The following is a 20885-nucleotide window of genomic DNA, read 5'->3' as shown; positions in this document are numbered from 1 at the left end:
CGGCCACATGCCGCCATCACGTGCATGCGATGTTGATGTTCATGAAGGTGAGTCGTCGCCGTCCGGATGGGCGTCGGTGCGTCGTGAAGATGAATGCGTGCGCGGAGGCACGCCCCGCCGCGTCACGCCAGGCGCTGATCCATCCGGAAGCGAAGCGCGGCCCGATACCGGATTTCGGAGAACAACGGATGGCGCGGATTGATCAACAGATTGTGCTCGCGGGGACACAGTGCGCTCGGCACCTGCGCCAGCAGCGTGTTGCCGGTCGCCAGCCAGGCATCGCCCAGCGCCTGCACTTCGGGGCGATAGGGCCGCTCGCGCCATTGCAGCGCCTCGCCGACCTCGATGACGTGCAGCGAATCGGCGGGCAGGTCGGCCTCGATCAGTTTCAGTTCGTTGACCGGCGTGCTTTCCAGGTGCGCGCGATGCTCGAGCAGCGCCGCCGCCGCGGCGCGGGACGCGTAGATGACGGGCAAGCGCCCGGAGGTCCAGCGGCCGGGGCGGTCACTGGCGGAAAACACGTGGGTGACGGCGGTGTCCTCCACCATCACGAAGGCGGGGATGGTTTCTTTCGACATGACACGTCGCCCTGCTGCGCATCGCTGCGGCGATGATCGGACGATACGTGCGAAGGCGGCGTGCAATCGGAGACGTATTCTTCACATGACGGGTTCGCGGGCTCGGTTAGGGTCGGAATCCTCCAACTCCGGTCGACCATGCGCGCGTTTCCCGCATCACCGAAACGAAATTCGACATCGGACAGCCGAAGCGCCGGGTTCGCCCGGGCGTGGCGCAGGGGGACCGCCATCGGGCTGATGCTGCTTTTCGGCGTCACCGCGACCGCGACCGATCGCCCCATGCCGGTTGCCGCGCCAGACGATGTGCAGGCCACCGCCCGCGAGGTGCTGGAAGACGTGGGAGAACGCGACAGCCCGCCGTTGTACAGCCGTCGCGTGTGGCAAGGCGCGGCGGCCGACGCAGCCCGCGCGATGCCGACGATGGAGCGCCACGCCGCGGCCGCATGGCGTGACCTGCGTGCCCAGTCCGGCATGCGCACCGGGATGCCGGTGTTGCTCGTGCTGGTGCTGTGGGCGGGCGCGCTGTGGAGCATTCCGCGGCTGGTCGCGAGGCTGGCTCCGCGCCTGCCGGAAGGACGCATCCGGCGTTCGCTGACCGCATTGCTGCGGGTGACGGGCGTGACCGTGGCCAGCGCGTTCGCGGTGACCCTGCTGTTGCAGATCATCGCGTGGAACGCGCCGGCGGGGTCGCCGCTGCCGGGCTTGCTCGGGCCGCTCACCGGGGTATGCGTGTTCGCCGTGTTCATGGCCAGCCTGGGCCGCAACGTCCTGTCCTGTGGCGATGCCGGCCTGCGCCTGCCGGACATTCCGGACGAAGCGGCCGCACGCATGCGCCACGTCCCCTGGCTGCTGGCCGGATCGGTCGCACTGGCGACGTGGGCGGAGATATTGCTGGTGCGATGGCTGCCCGCGCGCGGACAGGCGCTGCAACTGTCCACCGCGATCCTGACCCTGTTCCTGGCGGCCGCGCTGGCCAGCGTCTGGTCGCGGCTGGGACTGGCGCTGCGCGCCGATCCGGCGGCCGCGCCGCGGGCCCGCCATCGCGTCCTGCTGCGGATGGTGATCCTGCTGGGCTGGGCGCTGATTCTCGCCAGCCTCGTCGCCACCGTGTCGGGTTACTACGCCGCCGGCAGTTTCCTGATCAAGCAGACCCTGTGGGGCGGCGTGGTCCTCGTGTTCGTCTACCTGCTGGCGGTCGCCAGCGGCGATGTCATCGACGCCTATCTGGGTGGCAGCGGCCGGGCGGGCCGGATGCTGGCATGGCGCCTGGGACTGGAGCCGCGCAAGGTCGATCAGTTCGGCGCGCTTGTCTACGGCGCGGTGCGACTGTTGCTGGTGCTCGGCGCGCTGGTGCTGCTGGCGGCGCCCTATGGCCTGGGACCGGCGGAACTGTTCGGCCGCCTGCATCCGGGATCGGCGGTGATCGCGATGGGCCAGTTGAGGCTGGGCGCGGACGATCTGGTGCGTGCACTGCTGGTGTTCGCGGTGGTGATGATCGCCACGCGCCTGTTCGGGCACTGGTTCAACGGCCGCTACCTGCCGACCACGCGGCTGGATCCGGGCATGAGCGCGTCGCTGGTGTCGGTCGTCCGCTATGCCGGCGTGGTGATCGCCATATCGATGGCGCTGGCGGCGATGGGCGTGGGGCTGGACAAGATCACCTGGATCGCCAGCGCGTTGACCGTGGGCATCGGTTTCGGCCTGCAGGCGATCGTGCAGAACTTCATCTCCGGCCTGATCCTGCTGGCCGAACGCCCGGTCAGGGTGGGCGACTGGGTGGTGGTGGGCGACGCCGAAGGCGATGTGCGCCGCATCAACGTGCGCGCCACCGAGATCACCATGGCCGATCGCACCACGGTGCTGGTGCCCAACTCGGAACTGATCACCAAGGTGGTGCGCAACCGCACCCTGACCCGCGCGGAGGGACTGGTGAAGATCCTGCTGCCGCTGCCCGCGGCCACCACCGATGTGGAGAAGGCGGTCGCGGTGGCGCACGAGGTGATCGGCGCCAACGCCGACGTGCTGCCGCGGCCGGAACCGCTGGTGCTGGTGGAAGAAGTCAAGGACAACAAGATCTTCTTCAACCTGTCGGTCTACGTGGAGGGGCCGCGCCAGGTCGCGGCGGTGCGCGGCGCGCTGCTGTACGAACTGCTGCGGCGGTTGCCGGCGGCGGGGGTGCCGCTGGCCTGAGGCCGCTACTGGCGGAGGCACACCGCCAGGCCGGGCGCACCTTCGCCCTCGGCGAACACGCTGATGCGTTCGTCGACCTTGCGGAAGGTCAGGTCGAAACGTCGTTTGCCGAGCCTGAGGTCGGTGACGGTGACATCCTCGATGCCCGGCGGCAGCTCGGGCTGGTTGATCTCCACCATCTCGCGGCGGCCGTCGATCTCGATGCCCAGGCAGGCTTGCAACAGCATCAGGGCGGATCCCGCCGCCCACGCCTGCGGCAGGCAGGCGACCGGATAGGCGACGGGTGGCGCGCCCTGGGTGCGCGAGAAGCCGCAGAATAGTTCGGGCAGGCGCATGTCGAAATGCACCGCAGCCTCGAACGCGCCCCGCAGCAGCCGCGGCGCGCCGCCGCGGAAGCCGCTGCGGGCGATGCCGCTGGCGCAGATCGCGTTGTCGTGCGGCCACACCGAACCGTTGTGGTAGGAGATGGGGTTGTAGCGCGCCTCGCCGCGGGCGACGGTGCGCACGCCCCAGCCGGTGAAGAAGGCGGAGGACAGCAACTGCGCGGCGGTGCCGGCGGCGCGTTCCGGCGCGGCCAGGCCGGTATACAGCAGGTGGCCCGGATTGCTGGTGCGCACACGGCACAACTGGCCGTCGCCGTCGATCGCCAGGCCGTAGAACTTCCGCTCCTCGTCCCAGAACCGATCCTCCACCGTCTGCCGCAGGCGCTCCGCGCGCGCGGCCCACGACGCCGCGGCGCGTTCGTGGCCGCCGGCGGTCGGCGCCAGCGCCGCCATGCCGCGCAGGGCCGCATACGCATAACCCTGCACCTCGACCAGGGCGATCGGACCCGGCGCGAGCCGCCCGTCGGCGTGGAAGACCGAGTCGCCGCTGTCCTTCCAGCCCTGGTTGCTCAGTCCGCTGCTTTCGCCACGCGCGTAGTCCAGCAGGCCCAGCGGATTGGCGTCGCAGACCCGCTCCACCCAGCCGATGGCCGCCGCCAGCGAGGGCCACAAGGCGCGGATGAACGCATCGTCGCCGGTGCGGCGCCAGTACGCGTGCGCGAGCATCACGAACAGCGGGGTGGTGTCCACGCCGCCGTAGTACAGCCCGAATGGCAGTTCGCGCAGGCTGGACATCTCGCCCTTGCGGGTCTCGTGCATGATCTTGCCGGGCGAGGCATCCAGGAACGGCGCGTCCTCCTTGGCCTGGTGCTCGGCGAGGAACCGCAGCACGCCGCGCGCCAGACCCGGATCCACCCACAGGGTCTGCAACGCGGTGATGACGGCGTCGCGGCCGAACGGCGTGGAGAACCACGGAATGCCCGCATAGGGGTAGGGACCGGTTTCCAGATCGCTGGTCAGCAGGGCTAGATCGGAACGCGACTGGCGCATCCATTGATCGAACAGCGGTCCGCTGCTGACGATGCGCGCGCCGCGACGCTGGCGCGAACGCATGCGGCGGCGGGCGAGCGCGGCCTGGTAGCGGTAGCGCTCGCGCGAAGGCGGCTCACCGGCGTCCGCGCCGGCCTCGATGTAGAACTCGCGGACCTCGTCCGGTTCCAGCGCCAGCGGGAACTCCAGTTCGCCGGTCGCGGCGAATGTCGGCGGCAACGAGAAGCGGATGTAGGCGGCGCGCTCGACGTTGTCCAGCCCCACGTAGCGGAAGCCGTAGCCGATCTCGCCGGGCTCCGGCTCCATCAGGCGCCCCCGCGCGGGGCGGCGGCTGCCGCGCACTTCGAACATGTCCCAGAAGTCGGCGGCCAGGCGGAAGCGCAGCGGCAGGGTGACACGCTGCTCGCCGTAGTTGACGCAGCTGATGCGCTCGTACATCCGCTCCTGGCACAGGAAGCGGTTGCGGCTGATATGAATCAACCCCTGCGGCGTGCCGGCCTCGTCCAGCGGCGACAGTGCCCGGTTGGTGAGGTGGGCGACGAACAGCACGTTGTCCTGGGTCACCGCCGCGCTCAGCAGGGTCGGCGCTTCATCGCCCAGCCGCAGCTGATAGCCGGAAAGCACCCGCGTGTCGCTGATGAAGAATCCCTCGGCGGGACCGGCGATGTCGCCGTAACTGTTGGAGACCAGGAAACTGTCGCCGTCCTTCAGTACATAGCGGGTATACAGGGCGGCATCGGCGGCGGAATCCATCGTTCAACCCTTGGCCATGCGCAGGTCCGGACGCGCGAGCAGGGTCTCGTACAGCGCGATGTAGTCATGCGCCATCGCGGTGGCGGAAAAGCGCCGTTCGAAGGTCTCGCGGATGCGTGCGCGGGGCAGTCGATCCACTTTTTCCACCGCCGCCACGGCGGCCGCGATCGAATCGACGATGTGGCCGGTGACGCCTTCGTCCACCACTTCCGGCACCGAACCGCAGCGCCAGCCGATCACCGGCGTGCCGCAGGCCATCGCCTCGATCATCACCAGTCCGAAAGGTTCCGGCCAGTCGATCGGGAACAGCAGGGCGCGCGCGTTGCCGAGGAATGCCGGTTTCTCGCTGTCGTTGATCTCGCCGATGAACTCCGCGCCTTCCTGTTCGAGCAACGGACGGATGGTTTCGCGGAAGTAGACGCGGTCATGGGTGTCCACCTTGGCCGCGATGCGCAGCGGCAGGCCGACCCGGCGCGCGATCGCGATGGCCCGGTCCAGCCGCTTGTCGCGCGACACGCGGCCGAGGAAGGCGAGGTAGTCGCCGCTCGGCGCCGGAGCCGGCGCATACAGATCCTCGGGCAGGCCGTGGTAGACCGTGCCCAGCCAGTTGGCCCATGGAATCGGCTTGCGCTGGCTTTCGGAGATGGACACCAGCGGAAACTCCGGCCAGCGCCGGTAGTAGGCGGGCAGATCCTTCTTGTCCTGGCGGCCGTGCAGGGTGCTCACGGTGCGCGCCGCGAACGGCTCGAACAGCGGGAACGGCAACAGATCGATGTGGAAATGCAGGATGTCGAACTCCGGCGCGCGCCGCGCCACGTCGGAGAGCATCGCCAGGTGCGCGGCCACCGGCGATTTCAGCGGAGATTCGTCCAGCCGGATCGCGCTGTCGCGCCCCGGCGCCAGGGTGGCGGAAGTCCGCGAGTCGCCGGAGGCGAACAACGTCACCTCGTGGCCGGCGGCCACCAGCGCTTCGGTCAGATAGGAGACCACCCGTTCGGTGCCGCCGTACAGGCGCGGCGGGACCGCTTCCAGCAGCGGGGAAATCTGCGCAATTCTCATCGCAACGATACTCCGGCGAGCGCACCGGCATGCGGTCCGGGAAGCGCGGTGGTGATGGCGCCGCCGCCGCGGCGCGGCGGATCCGTGCGCAGGGTGTCGAGGAAATGGCGCGCCCAATGGCCCACGTCGTTGTCGCGCAGGCGCGCCATCAGCGCCTGCCAGCGATCCTGACGCTCCCGCAACGGCATGCCCGCGGCGGCGTCGATGGCTTCGGCGACGGCATCGAGATCATGCGGATTGACGATCAGCGCCTCCGCCAGTTCCTCGGCCGCGCCGGCGAAGCGCGACAGCACCAGCACGCCGGGATCCTGCGGGGACTGGGCGGCAAGGTACTCCTTGGCGACCAGGTTCATGCCATCGCGCAGCGGCGTCACCAGGCCGATCGCGGCGGCGCGGTGGAAGCCGGCCAGGACGGGCTGCGGAAAGCTGTCGTTGACGTAGCGGATCGGGGTCCATTCCGGTTTGGCGTGGCGGCCGTTGATATGGCCGGCCAGGCCTTCGAGCTCGCGTCGCACGTCCTGGTACTCGGGAACGCGGGTGCGGCTGGGCGGCGCGATCTGCAGATACGTCAGCTGGCCCGCGGAGGACGCGCCGCTTTCGAGGTGCCGCTCGAAGGCGCGGAAGCGTTCCGGCAGGCCCTTGGAATAGTCCAGCCGATCCACGCCGATCGCCAGCCTGCGCCCGGACAGGCTCGCACGCAGCTCGCGTTCGGCCCGTTCCGCGTCGCCGCTCCGCGCCTGGGCGGCGACCGCCTCGACATCGATGCCGATCGGAAACGCGCCGCTGCGGCCGTGGCTGGTGATGCCCTGCTGGCGCAGCGCATGGCGATAGTTGTCGAGATCCGCGCGGGTCTGGAAGCCGGCCAGGTCGTAGCAGGCCAGCGCGCCCAGCAGATCGCGATGGGCGGGCAGGGCGCACAGCACGTCCGGTGGCGGCATCGGAATGTGCAGGAAGAATCCGATCCGGTTGCGCACCCCGAGTCCGCGCAGGCAGCGCGCCAGCGGGATCAGGTGGTAGTCGTGTATCCACACGGTATCGTCCGCCCGCAGCTGTCGGGCCAGCGCCTCGGCGAAGCGCCGGTTCACCCGCAGCCAGGCTTCGTGCTGTTCGCGGTGATAGTCGACCAGATCGATCCGGTAGTGGAACAGGGGCCACAGCACACGATTGGCGAAGCCGTGGTAGTACGCTTCGAAGTCATCCGCGGGCAGGTCGAGCAGCGCGTATTCGAGGCGCCCGGCACGCGTGGTTTCCAGCGGCAGGCGGGCATCGCTGGCGATGCGCCCGCTCCAGCCCAGCCACAGCGCCGGGCCATCGTCCATCGCCGCCGCCAGCGCCACGGCCAGGCCGCCGGTCTGGGTTTCCCCGGGCAACGCCACCCGGTTGGACACCAGCACGATGCGTCCCGTATCCGCGCGATCACCGCGTGTCGAACGCGATCGTGAATCGATGTTCATGCGATTACCTCGTCTTGCAATGAGTCGAGCAGCCAGCGCCGGACATCGCCCGGGTTCGCCAGCCGATAGCGCGCGGCGGTGGGCCGTGCCGCGCCGACCAGCACGCTGACCCCGTCGTGCGTGTTGACCCGCGCGAATCCCGGCTCGTCGGCGGGGTCGTCGCCGATGAAGGCGGGCCTCCGGCCCAGGAACGGCGACGTCGCCATGAACGCGGCGATGGCCTCGCCCTTGTCCATGCCGATCGGACGGATCTCGATGCCGTGCGCGCCGGGATGCAACCGGTGCCGCGGCAACCGGGCGCGCAGTCCGTCGGCGAACGCGGCGAGCGCCGTCGCCGCCCGCGGCGCCGCGCGCCAGTGCAGGAACAGGCAACCACCGCGGCATTCCACCAGCGCGCCGGGGAAGCGGTGGGCGATCGCCTCGGCTTCCGCGGCCAACGCGAGGAACGGGGCATCCATCGCGGGCGCGGGCTCCCAGCCGGATTCCGAGCGCCGCTCCAGCCCGTGCAGGCCGGCGATGGAGACAATCCCGACCGGCGCGAACAGCGCGTCGAGCGCAGCCACCGTGCGTCCACTGACCAGGGCCAACGCACCGCCGCATTTGCGCGACAGCGCCGGCAGAGCCTGCTTGATGACGGGATCTATCCGCACTTCGTCCGGCGTGGGCGCATGTTCGGCGAGCGAGCCGTCGACATCCAGGAACAGCGCCCAGTCATCCTCGATCAGCGGTGGTTCCGCTGCCAGGGTACTTTCGCTTTCCATGCTTTCATCCTAGGTAGCGTGGCGTGAGCGTCGCGTGGATGGGTCTTCATCCATCGACAACATTTCGCGCACGGCCCATTGACCGGGCCCGCGCGAGGCTGCGATGGACGCGAACCGGCGAGGTGACGACATGGCATCGGAACTGGCGGGACAACTGAATGTTTTGCTGGAAGTGCTGTACGCGATGGCGTTGGCGGGCAGCATCGGGGTGGAGCGCGAGATCAAGAACCGTCCCGCCGGTTTTCGTACCCACATGCTGGTGGGCGGCGCGGCGGCGTTCCTGGTCGGCATCGGCGATCTGGTGATGGCCGAGAGCATGCGTGAGGAAAGCCCCGCGCTGGTCGTGGATCCGTTCCGTCTGGTGGAAGCGGTGATCGCCGGCGTGTCCTTCATCGGCGCCGGCACCATCTTCGCCCAGCGCGGCGCGGCGACCGTGACGGGCATCACCACCGCCGCCTCGCTGCTGATGGTCGCGGTGATCGGGGTGGCGGTGGGATTCGACTACAACGTGCTGGCCTTGCTCATCACCGCCGCGACCCTGTCGGTGCTGGTGCTGCTGGCCTGGATCGAACGCCTGATCGCCCGGCGCCGGCCGCCGGGAGGCGGGTCGCCCCGGCGGGCTTCCGCTTGAGCGCCATCGGAGGTATCTTCCCGCTCCAGGGGACGTTTGACCATTTCCGCTGCCTGGCCACTCATTGTTGCCATGACGGATACGCGCAAGGATTTGCCTATAGTTCGCTCCACTCGCACGGTCGCCTGGTCGGGCGTCGTGCTGGCGCTCGTGCTCGCATATCTGCTCGGCTATCTCGTCTACCGGGATCACCAACTGCGCCTGGATGCCGCCCGGCGCCAGAGCATGGCGCTGGCCGAAGGCACCGAACGACTTCTGGGGCTCGAACTGCGCAATCTCGAACGCGCCATGGCCGGCATCGCCGGTGACGCCGGACAGGCGTTCCGCACCGTGCCCGAATCCGCGCCGGTCCTGCTCGGCGAAGCGGTGGCCGGGGTGGTGCAGCGCCACCAGGAACTGCACAGCATCGTGATCGTGGATGGGCGTGGCCAGGCGATCACGCCCGGCAGCGGCTTGCCGACGCCTCCGCCATCGCGCGATGCCGGGTCGCGCGCGCTGCGTTTTGGCGATCTGCAGCAGGTGGATGGCGAATGGGTGCTGCCGCTGCTGATGGCGATGGAAGACGGCCGCTGGATCGTGACGCGCCTGCGGATCGCGGAGATCCAGCGCCTGCTCGCCGGCCTGGATACCGGACGCGACGGCGTGGTGACGGTGATGGACGATGCCGGCACGGTGCTGGCGCGCAGCCGCGACGCCGCGCGCTATATCGGTCGCCGTTATCCGGACGTTCTTCCCGCCGGTCCGCCCTACGCCGCCAGCGTGATGAGCCGGCGGAGCGGGGTGGACGGCGTGGTCCGGATCACCTCGCGCATGCACCTGGACGACTACGGCGTGTTCGTCAGCGCGGGATTGGGACGCGCCGAGATCCTGCGGGACTGGTATCTGCTGCTGTTCGGCTCACTGGCGGTCTACGGGCTGTACTGGGCCGGATTCCTGTACCTGCTGCGCCACATCAGGCAGGCGGCGCGCGCGCAGAACCAGCTGCTGTCGGAGGTGGGACGTACCGCGGAGGGCCTGCGGCTGGCGCAACGCATCGGCAGGACCGGCAGCTGGAGGGTGCATCGTTCGCCGCCCCGGGTGGAGTGGTCCGAACAGGTGTCGGAGATCTTCGGGCTCGCGCCGGACCGGAACAGCGCCTGCAACGAAGAGTTCTACGCGCTGGTGCATCCGGAAGACCGCGAGCCGCTGCGCGCGCGTTTCGCGCAGGCCTGGCAGAGCCACGAGCCCTTCGTCGCCGAGTACCGGGTGATTCGCCCCGACGGCCAGGTGCGTTGGCTGCTGACCCGTGGCGGCACCATCGAGCAGGCCGGCGATGTCACCGGCATGGTCGGCACGGTGCTGGACATCACCAACGAGCGCAGCGCGCAGGCGCGGGCGTTGGAAACCGAGCGGCAGTACCGGTTGTTGTTCGAACGCAATCCGATGCCGTTCTGGGTGTTCGATCTGGAAACGTTGCGGTTCCTGGAGGTCAACGACGCCGCGGTCCGGCACTACGGCTACAGCCGCGAGGAATTCCTGGCGATGACCGTGCTGGATCTCCGCCCGCCGCGCGGTTCGGTGGATGTGCTGCAGTCGCCGAGCGAACCGGCGCCGTCACCCGAGGGCGAGCTGTGGAAGCACCTGAAGAAGGACGGCAGCGTCATCGACGTGCACGTCCGCACCGAGACCATCAACTACAACGGCCGATCCGCGCGGCTGGTGCTGGCCGAGGACATCAGCGAAACACTGGCGTACGAGCGCGAACTCAATTACCGGGCCAGCCACGACGCGGCCACCGGCCTGCTGAACCTGCCGGGCCTGAAAACCCGGCTGGCCACGGAAGGCAAGGGCCCCTACGCGCTGGCCTACCTGCAATTGCGTGGCCTGGAACTGGTGACCGACAGCCTGGGGCAGGCGGTGGCGACCCGGCTGCTGGATACCCTCGCCAATCGCCTGGAGACCCTCGCCGATCCCTGGGGCGAGACCGCGTTCGTGCCCTCGGAGGCCTTCGTGGTCGCGCTGCGGCCCGATGTCGATGTCGAGGCCGCGGTCGGCGCGCTGCACCGGGCGATGACCCTGCCGCTGGAGCAGGGAGGATCGCGGCGTACCCTGGAAGCCTGGGCCGGCGTCGCCCATTTCGATGGCACCGGATTCGAGAACGCGGTCAGCCATGCCGCGCTGGCCGCGCACGTGGCGCGTTCGCAGGGCGTTCCCAGCCGGACGTTCGATGCCCGGATGGCGCAGGCCGCCGGCGAGCGGCTGCGCATGATAGGGCGTATCCACGTGTCGCTAGAACAGCGCGATTTCATGCTGTATTTCCAGCCCATCTACCGATTGCAGGACCGCCATCCGGTCTGCCTGGAGGCGCTGCTGCGCTGGCCGCAGGCCGACGGCAGCTTCGTGCCGCCGTCGCAGTTCATCCCGCTGTCCGAGGATGCCGGCCTGATTCCGGCGCTGGGCGACTGGGTGATGGAGGAGGCGGCGCGGTGCCATCGCAAACTGGTGGACGCTGGCTGGGCGAGCCTGCCGATCGCGGTGAACGTGTCGCCGGCGCAACTGCGCCGCGCGGATTTCGCCGATCGCCTGATCCGCCTGCATGAACGTTTCGGCCTGCCGCGGGGAGCGCTGCACATCGAAGTCACCGAAAGCATGCTGCTGGACAGCCCTGAAAGCACGATGCGCACGCTGCGGACCCTGCAGAAGCACGGCATCTGCACCTCGCTGGACGATTTCGGGACCGGTTTTTCCAGCATGTCCTACCTGCACCAGCTGCCCCTGGACGCGCTGAAGATCGATCAGGCGTTCGTGCGCAACGTCGCCGATGACGATCGCAGCGCGGCGATCTGCCACGCGATGATTTCACTGGGGCACAGCCTGGGTCTGACCCTGGTGGCGGAAGGCGTGGAAACCCAGGCCCAGCTCGACTGGCTGCACCGCCATCATTGCGATCAGGTGCAGGGCTACCTGCTGGCGCGGCCGATGGATCTGGCGCGCACCCTGGAGCACCTTGCCGGCGCGGCGGTTCCGGAACGTCGCCAGGGCGGCTGAATCCGATCAGTGCAGGCTCCAGATGTCGGGAATCAGCGCTTCGGCGGATTCCCGGAAACCGTCCTCGAAATGCGGGGGCAGGCCGGTCGGAAAGTTCTCCGCGGCGACCTGCAGGCAGGCGATCAGCCGGGTCTGCACCGGTTCGTCCACGGACTGCAGGACGGTCGAGGCCACGTAGCCCATCACCGCGAGTTGCCCCTGGATTCTGCCGAAGTGCTCCAGCAGGTGTTCCACCAGCTGGTCCTGCCGCCGGATGCGGTGGTCCGTCGCCGGTTCCAGGCGGCGCCAGGCCGCCTCCAGTTCGGCCAGGCGCGTTTCAATCGAGACCTTGCCCATGCGCGTCTCCCGCTCGGATTGGCAGGCATCCACTTTCCGGCGCGGGCATCAAGAGAAGGTGTGCAGAGGAAGCGGAGAACCGGATGGCGATCCAGACGAGGGTTGACCCGCCGTTCCTGTCGGCCGGTGAGGCCTGAGGCCGGTTCTCCTGTGGGGCTGCCGGTCAAGGGTCGTTCGCGAGGCGTCGTTTCCACTGAATGCGCAGCCAGCCGGGCTGTTTTCCGGCTTCCACGCGGAAGAGCATGCGCCCGCCGTCGGAAATCCGGAGTGCAGGAACAGTCCAGGCTTCGTTAACAAGCGGACGCTGGCGGGAGCGGGTTCATCGCCGGGATTCATCGCCAGGCGTCCGAACCACGTTGCCGGACGATCACGCGACCGGCGCCGCGCGCAGAAGTGGCGGCTCGTGGCCCAGCGGGTGCGTCGACAGCCCGTCGCAGTCAACGCAGGCGGTGTCGAGCGGCGCATGGGGCTGACGCCAGCCGAGCACATACCAGCCTTCCTCTTCGCCCGACGACATGTCGGCGTGCCAGGCGCGACCGTCGTAGCGGCCACTGAACCAACCGGTGATGTCGTCGTTCGAACAGGCGTAGATGGAGAGCGGCACATTCACCGGAGGCTGCCGTTCGGGCAGATAACAGCAGGCGGAATCCGCAGACAGGTTCATGTGAACTCCGGCGTGCCGCGCACGCGATGGCGGGAAATGAACTTCTACTCCCGCGTCCGGCAAGAGCGTGTGTGCATCCGGCATCGTTTCCGTTAAGAGGCGATGCATGCATTCGCGCATCCCTGTCACGGCCTGTTTGCACGCGGGGCGCTAGAACATCATCGGCGCGGCATCCGCCACGCGATTGTTCTCCCACCCGACGGCAAGGAGTATCCGATGGCACGCTCATCCATGACCGACCAGACCCAGGTGAATGAACTGCTGCTGCAGGCGCTGGAAACCGAGCGCGGCGGCATCCAGGTCTACACGGCCGCGCTCGAGGCGGCCCGGAACGAGGACCTGAAGGAAGAATGGCGGAAGTATCTGGAGGAAACCCGCCAGCATGAACAGATCCTGCTGGCGGTCTTCGAGCAGCTGGGCAAGGATCCGGAGGCCGCCAGCCCCGGTCGTGACGTGGTCGCCCATCAGGGCCGTTCCCTGGTGGAAGCCATCGAAATGGCGATGGCCAACGCGGGCGGCGCCGCGGCGGAACTGGTGGCGGCCGAATGCGTGGTGCTGGCCGAAACCAAGGACCACCAGAACTGGGAGCTGATCGGTCGTGTGGCCGGGAAGGCCGGCAAGCAGGAAGGAAGAATCCTCAAGGCCGCGCATGACCAGGTGGAGAAGCAGGAGGATCATCACCTCTACCACACGCGGGGCTGGGCGCGTGAGCTGTGGATCCAGTCGCTGGGCCTGCCGGCCGTGCTGCCGCCGCCGGAGGAGGAACGCAACGTCGAAACCGCCATCGGCGCCGCCCGCGCGGAACAGTCGCGCGACAAGATGATGTAGGCGACACCTGCGCCGCGTGTGCGGGAACCCGCCCGCGTCCGGCTTCGCGCCGGGCGTGTGGCGGGGGACGACGGCCGCGGGTGCATGTACCGCGGCCGGGCCACGACTCAGAACGCGTCGACGAACTCCACCGCCAAGCCCAGGCGTTCCCCGCTGCGTCGGCTTCTCTTCCGGTCAGGCGGACTCTCAGCAGGGGCATGGGAAGGCCTCACATCGATCAATGGTGGAATGGACAGGGAGATCCGGATGAGCCATCCCCGGCCCCGCCTGCGTCACCGGAAAAACAAATGGGATGTCCGTCATCACCCATCGACGCATGGACGACGCGTGGCGGAACGCCATGGGTACCGGCTTTCACCGGAATGACGAAAAGACGGGTCGCCATTCCTTCCTGCCAAGAAGAGGGCACACGCGCATGACGGAACCACGTTCATCCGCCTGGACCCTCTTGGAACGGAGATGTTGACGAGCACGTGAAGAGCCAGCGCATACACGCTCGACACGCCGCGACTGGCAGGCTGCACCACACCCCATCCTTGAAGTGGCGATGTACCGCGTACTGATTGTCTGTGTCGGCAATATCTGCCGGAGTCCCATGGCGGAAGCGATCCTGCGCGCTCATTGGCGGGCCGGGGAGGCGCACGTGCGCTCGGCGGGCCTGGCCGCGCGCGTCGGCGATGGCGTGCATCCGATGGCCGCCGAACTGTTGAATGAAAATGGTCTTCGATTGGATCACCATTCCGCCCGCCAGATCGATTTGCGGATGCTGGCCGAGGCGGATCTCGTGCTGGCGATGGAAAACCGGCAACTGCGCGCGCTTGCCGCCATAGCCCCGCCATTGCGCGCCCGCATGCATCTGCTCGGACGCTGGGCCGGGGCACGCGAGATACGCGACCCCTGCGGAAGATCGCGCGAGGAATTCGCGCGCACCTTCGACCTCATCGATGCATCCGCGCGCGCGTGGTGTCAACGCATGCCGATGAACTCCGGTTCACGAATGTGCGCGGTACCTGCACACAGCTGAGCGGTTACCCGTGCGCACGTCGCGCTTTCATGCGCTCATCAAGATGCTGTCCGTAGATTCCCGACAGAACGATCCACTAACACGCGCGTCATGTGGAACAGTGGTTTTGCCAGGGACGACCGGTTGGACAGGATGGCCATCACGGACACAATGAGGAATTTTGGATGGAGCATCCGAGGATCATCGCCGCCAGTGCGATAGCGCTGGCGGTGACATTGTTCGCCATCTTCTCGATGCGACCCTGGGCGCGGCGGGTAGGGCTGGTAGACCGTCCCGATACCCGCAAGCAGCACAACGGGCGCGTGCCGCTGATCGGCGGCATCTGCTTCTTCATCGGGCTGCTGGTGGGACTGGCCTACCTCGGATTCATCGATCGCTTCGTCATGAGCGTGATGATGGGGGCCGCGCTGATCGTGGCGATGGGCGTGGCCGACGATGTGGTCCATCTGACGGTGCAATCCAGGTTGCTGATCGAATCGGCGATCGTCGCGCTGGTGATCCTGAGCACGGGCTACTACATCGACAACCTGGGAGGATTGCTTCCGGGTGACATCCGCCTCGGCATCTGGGGCATGCCGCTGACGATCTTCGCGGTCATCGGGCTCATCAACGCCTTCAACATGCTGGATGGCATCGACGGTCTGGCCGCGTCCGTGGCGCTGGTCTGCATCGGCTCCGTGTTGATGTACGACCGCGCCGGCTGGACCGCGGTGGGGGCCATGCTGATGCTGCAGGTCCTGTTCGCCGCGCTGATTCCCTATATCTTCGCCAACCTTGGCTGGCCGGATGGCCGCAAGATCTTCATGGGCGACGCCGGCAGCATGGCCATCGGCTTCCTGCTGGGGTGGAGCCTGATCTACCTGAGCCATTCGCGGGTCGGCCGGCTCGCGCCGGTGGACGTGCTGTGGTGCGTGGCATTGCCGGTGATGGATACGCTGGCGGTGATGTACCGGCGCATGCGGGTGGGGCGTTCGCCGTTCGGCGCCGACCGCCAGCACCTGCATCACCTGTTGATGGATGACGGTTTCTCCTCGCGCGCCACCCTGGCGCTGATGGTCTCCGCCGGCATGGGATTGGCGTTGCTGGGCTATGTGCTGCGGGCGGTGCCGGATCTGCTCAACCTGTTGTGCTTCATCGCCGCCACCGTGATGTACGTGGTGGGATTGCCGCGCCTGCTGGAACTGCGCAAGCGCGGCTTCCGCTGGCGGCCCTCCACCGGCGTGGCCCGGTTCGTCCCGTCGCGCGCCGCGGTGCGGTCCATGCCCACGAGCGCCAGCGGCGAGGATCACGAACCGTATCCGGTCGCGCGGGACGCCGACGGCAACGAGCCTCTGCGTGCCCTGTGCGTGGTCGCGGCCACCCCGGAAGCGATGGGCGTGGCGCCGATCGCGCAGCGCCTGGCCGATGACATCCGTTTCCAGACCAGCGTCTGTCTGGCCGAGGTGCCCGGCACCGACGGCGAAGCGGCGCTTCGCCTGTTCGGACTGGAAGCCCAGGAACGCCTGGCCGGCGACGACGGCACCGACGCGCTGGTCAACGGCGTGCGCGAACTGCTCGACCAACTGCGCCCGGATGTCGTGCTGGTGCCCGGCAATGGCCCGGCGACGTTCGCCCTCAGCCTGGCCGCGCATGCCGACGACGTGCCGGTGGTCTGCGTGGATGGCGACGCGAGCGTGGCCACGCCGTCCCACTGGCCGAACGAGGCCAGCCGCCGGATCGTGCAGTCGCTGGCGGCGCTGCACGTGGCCGCCAGCGAGGACGCCGGCCAGCGCCTGCAGCTCGAAGGGGTGCCGGAAGAGCGGGTGCTGGTGCAGGACGGCATCGTCGCCGAAAGCCTGCGGACCGGTCTGGACACCCTGCGCGCGGAACCGCGTCTGGGCCATGGAATCGCGTGGCGCTTTCCGTTCCTGCGCGAGGACAGCCCGCTGCTGATGGTCGCCTGCACGGCCGATCGCGCCGATGCCGCGCCATTGGTGGAAGCGCTGGAGATGATCGCCCGCCGCCGTCCCGACGTGGATATCGTCTGGCCGCGCGAGGCGGCCGAGGCGCATGAGGCATCCGGAGCGCTGCACGCTTTCGGCAACGTGCACATGCTGGAACTGTCCGACTATCTGGCGTGGCTGTACCTGCTGGAGCGCGCACAGCTGGTGCTGGCGGGGCAGGGCAGCGCCTTCCCCGGGCAACTGCCGGGCAAGCCGGTCCTGCGCGTGTGCGATACGCCGGATCGCGACGGCATCGCCATCGGTACCACCGCGCTGGCCATCGCCGGCCGCGTGCTTACCCTGCTCAGCGAGCCCGCCATTTACCAATCGCTGACCACGGTGACCACCACCAGCGCGCGCGACGGTCTGCCCGGCGGCGACGTCCCGGATGCATTGGTCCGCCTGCGCTCCGGCAACCACGAATCTCAACCCCGCGAAGCCGACGACATCCGCTACGCCTACGGCGTGCGCGAAGCCTCCTGATCGGCGTGCGTGTATTCCCTATGGCAACGAGGTGACTTCCCCCATGGCCACTCAACTCATCACCCGAACGTTTCCGCCCGGTCCCGAATTGACGCCCGCCCCGCGCGAGGGCGACGTCGACCTGCCGACCCTGGTGGCGACACTCAACGAGAACAAGCGCCTCATCCTGTTCGGCACCGCGACGTTCTTCCTCGCCAGCCTGCTGTACGTGGCGGTGGTCACGCCCACCTACGAGGCCAACGCGGTGGTCCAGGTGGAGAACCGTCCCGCGATCCCGCCCGGCGTGAATCCCAACGCGGCCATGCAGGGGCCGCCACCGATTTCGACCTCGCCCGGCGCGACCGAGGTGCAGCTGCTGACCTCGCGTCGCGTGATCGGCGAAGCCATGACCCGGCTCGACCTGGACGTGGACGTGCAGCCGGCGCGGCTTCCGCTGCTGGGCGACTTCATCGCCCGCCGCCACCAGAAATCCCATCCCGGCACGCTGGCTGCGCCATGGCTCGGCCTGAACCGTTACGGCTGGGGCGGTGAAGTGCTGGACATCGGCCGCATGGAAGTGCCGCGTGAACTGATCGGCGCGCGCCTGCAACTGATCGCCGGCGCGAACGGCCAGTATCTGCTGGCATCGCCGGGGGGCGAGGTGCTGCTGCGCGGTCGCGCCGGCGCGCTGGCACAGGGTGCCGGCATCGCCCTGCAGGTACAGCGCCTGGTGGCCAACCCGGGCATGCGCTTCGACGTGACCCGGCGCGACCCGTCCACGGTGATGGCCGCGCTCAAGCAGGACATCACCGCCACCGAACAGGGACGCAACTCCGGCGTCATCGCGCTGACCTACGCCAACGCGGATCCCGAGCGCGCCCGCGGCGTGCTGGACGAGGTCACCCGCGAATACGTGCACCAGAACGTCGCCCGGACCTCCGCCGAGGCGGCCAGCCGGCTGAAGTTCGTGACCGAGCAACTGCCCAACGTGCGCGAGGAACTGGACAAGGCGCAGGCCGCGTTGCGGAATTTCCAGTCGCGCACCCAGACCCTGGACGTCGCGGTGCAGAACCGTGCGCTGCTCGACCAGACCATCGCACTGGATTCGAGCATCCAGCAGTTGCGCATCCAGATGACCGAGGTCGCCAACCGTTACACGCCCTCGCATCCCACCTACCAGACCCTGCAGAAGCAGATCGGCCAGTTCGAAGGCGAACGCGCGGCGTTGCAGGGGAAGATCCACAACCTGCCGGACACCCAGCAGGGCCTGTTCCGGCTGAACCGTGACGTCGAGGTCACCAACCAGACCTACGCCAACCTGCTGGACCAGGCGCAGCAGCTGAACATCGCCCGCGCCAGCGCCGTGGGCAACGCCCGGGTCATCGATCCGGCGGCGGTCAATCTCAACAGCCCGGCCTGGCCCAAGCCGCTGCCGGTGCTGGCGGCCGGCACCGCGCTGGGCGCGGTGCTGATGATCGCCTTCGTGTTGATGCGCCAGCTGTTCCGCCGCGGCGTCGAGGATCCGGTCGACATCGAACTGCTGGGCCTGCCGGTGTACGCATCGATTCCCTTCAGCGAGAAGGGGCGCGAACTGACCCAGCGCACCGGCAACCGCCGGCGCGAACGGCGCCAGCGCCTGCTGGCCCTGAGCGCACCCTCCGATCTGGCGATGGAGGCATTGCGCACGCTGCGCACGAGCCTGCATTTCGCGCGGATGAAGACCCGCAACAACCTGCTGATGATCTCCGCGCCGAGCCCCGGCGTCGGCAAGACCTTCGTCTGCGCCAACCTGGCGGTGACCATCGCCCAGACCGGCCAGCGGGTGCTGCTGATCGATGCCGACATGCGTCGCGGCACCTTGCATGACGCGGTCGGCGTGCGCTGGGAAGGAGGACTGTCGGATCTGATCATGGGGCGCATAGAACTGGAGGACGCCGTCCGCCGGGTGGCCGGCGCGGACAATCTGTCGTTCATCTCCCGTGGCGCGATTCCGTCCAATCCGTCCGAACTGCTGATGCACGAGAACTTCACCGCGTTGCTGAAGGATGTCGCCCACGACTACGACATCGTGTTGATCGATACCCCGCCGGTGCTGGCGGTGACCGACGCGGCCGTGATCGGCCAGCACGCCGGCACCTGCCTGATGGTGGTGCGCTGGGGCCTGAACCAGCAGCGCGAGATCGCCCTGGCCAAGCAGCGTCTCGAGCAGAACGGCGTCGAGGTGAAGGGCGCCATCTTCAATGGTGTCGAGAAACGCGGGGCAGGGCAGTACGCCTATACGTACTACGAGTACCTGCCCGCGCCGCGCACCGCCGGTTCCCGCTGATCCCACACACAAGGACGCGCCATGCAGATCACCATGTCCCCCTATTACGGGAAACCCGACTTCTCCCCGCTGGCGGAGGCGCCGGCGCAGCGCATCGATCCGGTCTCGGTGGCGGACCTGCTGCGCAACGCGTTCGTCTATCCGCCGCATTCGATCTATGAAGGCATCAAGCTGGTCACGTTCGGCTTCTCGCCGGAGCAGGACATGCATACGGCGCCGAGCTTCCGCTTCAAGTTCCGCAATGCCGGCGAGGTGCCGGAGGTGGCCAGCCATCCGCAGGACTGGATCGCCGTCTACCATCGCAAGCTGTGCGAGGCGACCACCCATTCGTGCGCGTCGATGGCGTCTCCCTGGCTGCTGCAGAGCGGCGGCAAGGATTCGACCACCCTGGCCATCGCCCTGGCCGACGCCCGTCCCGATGCCACCTGCATCACTTATTTGGGCGGCCGCGAGGAAAACGAGGTGGAATCGGCGCGGCAGGTGGCGCGGCGGCTGGGCCTGCGGCACGAATCGCTGGTCTGCGATCCCGGTCGCGCCTACGACCGCTATCTGGCGCTGGCCGGGCGGATGCCGTTGCTCACCGCGGATTTCGCCTTGCTGTCCTACGCCGATCTCGGCACCGAGGTGCGGGCGCGCGGCGGCGACGGCGTGATCGACGGCCTGGGCGCGGACAGCTATTTCGGAACGCCGGTCGATCGGCAGCACCAGGTGCTGGGCAAGCTGGCGCGCGACGTGCGGCTGCCGCTGGATCTCACCGCGTTGCCGGGGGTGGATCGCAGTTTCGAGGCCTGTTTCCTGCTGGGCACCCTGCAGATGACGCCGATCGAGCGGGTGTTCCCGGGATCGCGCTTCAGCGATGCGGAAGTGGACGCGCTGTTCGGGCACCCCATTTCACGGCGATCGCGGGCGCGGATGAGTCTGTTCCAGGAGGAGATCGCCACCGCCACCAGCGAATGGGAATGGCGCGACATGTCGATGTCGATCGCCGGCTCGGCCGGCGCGTTCGCCAAGGGCCTGTACACCGCGCACGCCCTGGGCCTGGACGCGGCCTATCCGTTCTGCGATCACGAACTGCGCGAATGGATCCACCGCGAGGTGCCGCGCCGTCAGAAGGTCGATCCGGAGACCGGCGTCAACAAGATGCTGATCCGGCGCCATATCGCCACCCGTTTCGCGGAACTGCCGTACGTGCAGCGCAAGGGCAGCTTCCGTTTCGATCTGTGCGGCCTGGCGGCGCAGCGGTTCGACCAGGTCCACGACTTCGCGCGCGGCCTCGCGGATCTGCTCCCCGGCGCGGCGCCGTGGCTGGAGCGCAACCGGCGTCGTCTGGACAACAAGTACCACGCATCCAAGTTCTATCTGCTCGCGATCGTGCTGCCGTGGCTGGCCGCGCGTGGTGCCGCCGCCGTGCCGGCCGCGCACGAGGAAGCCGCCTGA

General features: G+C 68.4%; 15 protein-coding genes. 8 read left to right on the top strand and 7 right to left on the bottom strand.

The annotated features are described in order from the left end of the window. Positions 1-122 precede the first annotated feature (122 nt). Positions 123-578 carry an RES family NAD+ phosphorylase gene (locus tag AC3DEZ_RS16900; RefSeq protein ID WP_488389267.1) on the bottom strand — a complete coding sequence of 152 codons (456 nt, stop codon included), beginning with the start codon at positions 576-578 and terminating at the stop codon, positions 123-125. 237 nt (positions 579-815) lie between these two features. Here AC3DEZ_RS16900 and AC3DEZ_RS16895 point away from each other — a divergent pair, with 237 nt between their 5' ends. Beyond that, complete coding sequence (locus AC3DEZ_RS16895) at positions 816-2768, top strand: mechanosensitive ion channel family protein (protein ID WP_488389266.1); 1953 nt, start codon at positions 816-818, stop codon at positions 2766-2768. 5 nt (positions 2769-2773) lie between these two features. Here AC3DEZ_RS16895 and AC3DEZ_RS16890 read toward each other — a convergent pair whose 3' ends face one another. From AC3DEZ_RS16890 to otsB, 4 genes are read right to left on the bottom strand one after another with little or no spacing between them, the layout of a single operon-like run. Next, complete coding sequence (locus AC3DEZ_RS16890; protein WP_488389265.1) at positions 2774-4894, bottom strand: amylo-alpha-1,6-glucosidase; 2121 nt, start codon at positions 4892-4894, stop codon at positions 2774-2776. A gap of 3 nt (positions 4895-4897) precedes the next feature. Continuing rightward, positions 4898-5953 carry a glycosyltransferase family 4 protein gene (locus AC3DEZ_RS16885; protein ID WP_488389264.1) on the bottom strand — a complete coding sequence of 352 codons (1056 nt, stop codon included), beginning with the start codon at positions 5951-5953 and terminating at the stop codon, positions 4898-4900. Next, entirely contained in the window at positions 5950-7407 is a 1458-nt protein-coding gene (locus tag AC3DEZ_RS16880; RefSeq protein ID WP_488389263.1) for an alpha,alpha-trehalose-phosphate synthase (UDP-forming), read from the bottom strand. Before AC3DEZ_RS16880 ends, AC3DEZ_RS16885 begins: the two co-directional genes overlap by 4 nt. Then, the gene (otsB, locus tag AC3DEZ_RS16875) at positions 7404-8168 is read right to left on the bottom strand and encodes a trehalose-phosphatase (RefSeq protein WP_488389262.1); all 765 of its coding nucleotides are present in this window, start codon (positions 8166-8168) and stop codon (positions 7404-7406) included. Before otsB ends, AC3DEZ_RS16880 begins: the two co-directional genes overlap by 4 nt. 130 nt (positions 8169-8298) lie before the next feature. Here otsB and AC3DEZ_RS16870 point away from each other — a divergent pair, with 130 nt between their 5' ends. Both AC3DEZ_RS16870 and AC3DEZ_RS16865 read left to right on the top strand, forming a co-directional pair. Continuing rightward, entirely contained in the window at positions 8299-8799 is a 501-nt protein-coding gene (locus tag AC3DEZ_RS16870) for an MgtC/SapB family protein (RefSeq protein ID WP_488389261.1), read from the top strand. Between the two features lie 72 nt (positions 8800-8871). Next, the gene (locus tag AC3DEZ_RS16865; protein ID WP_488389260.1) at positions 8872-11826 is read left to right on the top strand and encodes a bifunctional diguanylate cyclase/phosphodiesterase; all 2955 of its coding nucleotides are present in this window, start codon (positions 8872-8874) and stop codon (positions 11824-11826) included. Positions 11827-11832: 6 nt separating this feature from the next. On the opposite strand, the gene AC3DEZ_RS16860 is transcribed toward AC3DEZ_RS16865, so the two are convergent. Both AC3DEZ_RS16860 and AC3DEZ_RS16855 read right to left on the bottom strand, forming a co-directional pair. After that, positions 11833-12162 (bottom strand): hypothetical protein, encoded by a 330-nt coding sequence (locus AC3DEZ_RS16860; protein WP_488389259.1) that lies wholly within the window; start codon positions 12160-12162, stop codon positions 11833-11835. A gap of 367 nt (positions 12163-12529) precedes the next feature. Next, positions 12530-12826 (bottom strand): hypothetical protein, encoded by a 297-nt coding sequence (locus tag AC3DEZ_RS16855; RefSeq protein ID WP_488389258.1) that lies wholly within the window; start codon positions 12824-12826, stop codon positions 12530-12532. 216 nt (positions 12827-13042) lie between these two features. On the opposite strand from AC3DEZ_RS16855, the gene AC3DEZ_RS16850 reads away from it, so the two are divergent. The 5 genes from AC3DEZ_RS16850 (at position 13043) to AC3DEZ_RS16830 (ending at position 20885) form a co-directional block, all read left to right on the top strand. After that, positions 13043-13654, top strand: a complete 612-nt coding sequence (locus AC3DEZ_RS16850; RefSeq protein WP_488389257.1) for a hypothetical protein — start codon at positions 13043-13045, stop codon at positions 13652-13654. Positions 13655-14201: 547 nt separating this feature from the next. After that, positions 14202-14678: a low molecular weight protein-tyrosine-phosphatase gene (locus AC3DEZ_RS16845; protein ID WP_488389256.1), complete on the top strand. Its 477-nt coding sequence runs from the start codon at positions 14202-14204 to the stop codon at positions 14676-14678. A 164-nt stretch (positions 14679-14842) separates the two neighbouring features. Next, positions 14843-17143 (top strand): UDP-N-acetylglucosamine 2-epimerase, encoded by a 2301-nt coding sequence (locus AC3DEZ_RS16840; RefSeq protein ID WP_488389255.1) that lies wholly within the window; start codon positions 14843-14845, stop codon positions 17141-17143. Positions 17144-17186: 43 nt separating this feature from the next. Then, positions 17187-19448: a polysaccharide biosynthesis tyrosine autokinase gene (locus AC3DEZ_RS16835; protein ID WP_488389254.1), complete on the top strand. Its 2262-nt coding sequence runs from the start codon at positions 17187-17189 to the stop codon at positions 19446-19448. 21 nt (positions 19449-19469) lie between these two features. Then, positions 19470-20885 (top strand): asparagine synthase-related protein, encoded by a 1416-nt coding sequence (locus AC3DEZ_RS16830; RefSeq protein ID WP_488389253.1) that lies wholly within the window; start codon positions 19470-19472, stop codon positions 20883-20885.

It is taken from the genome of Pseudoxanthomonas sp. 134C1 (assembly GCF_057773065.1).
This window is presented reverse-complemented; position numbering and strand designations above follow the sequence as displayed.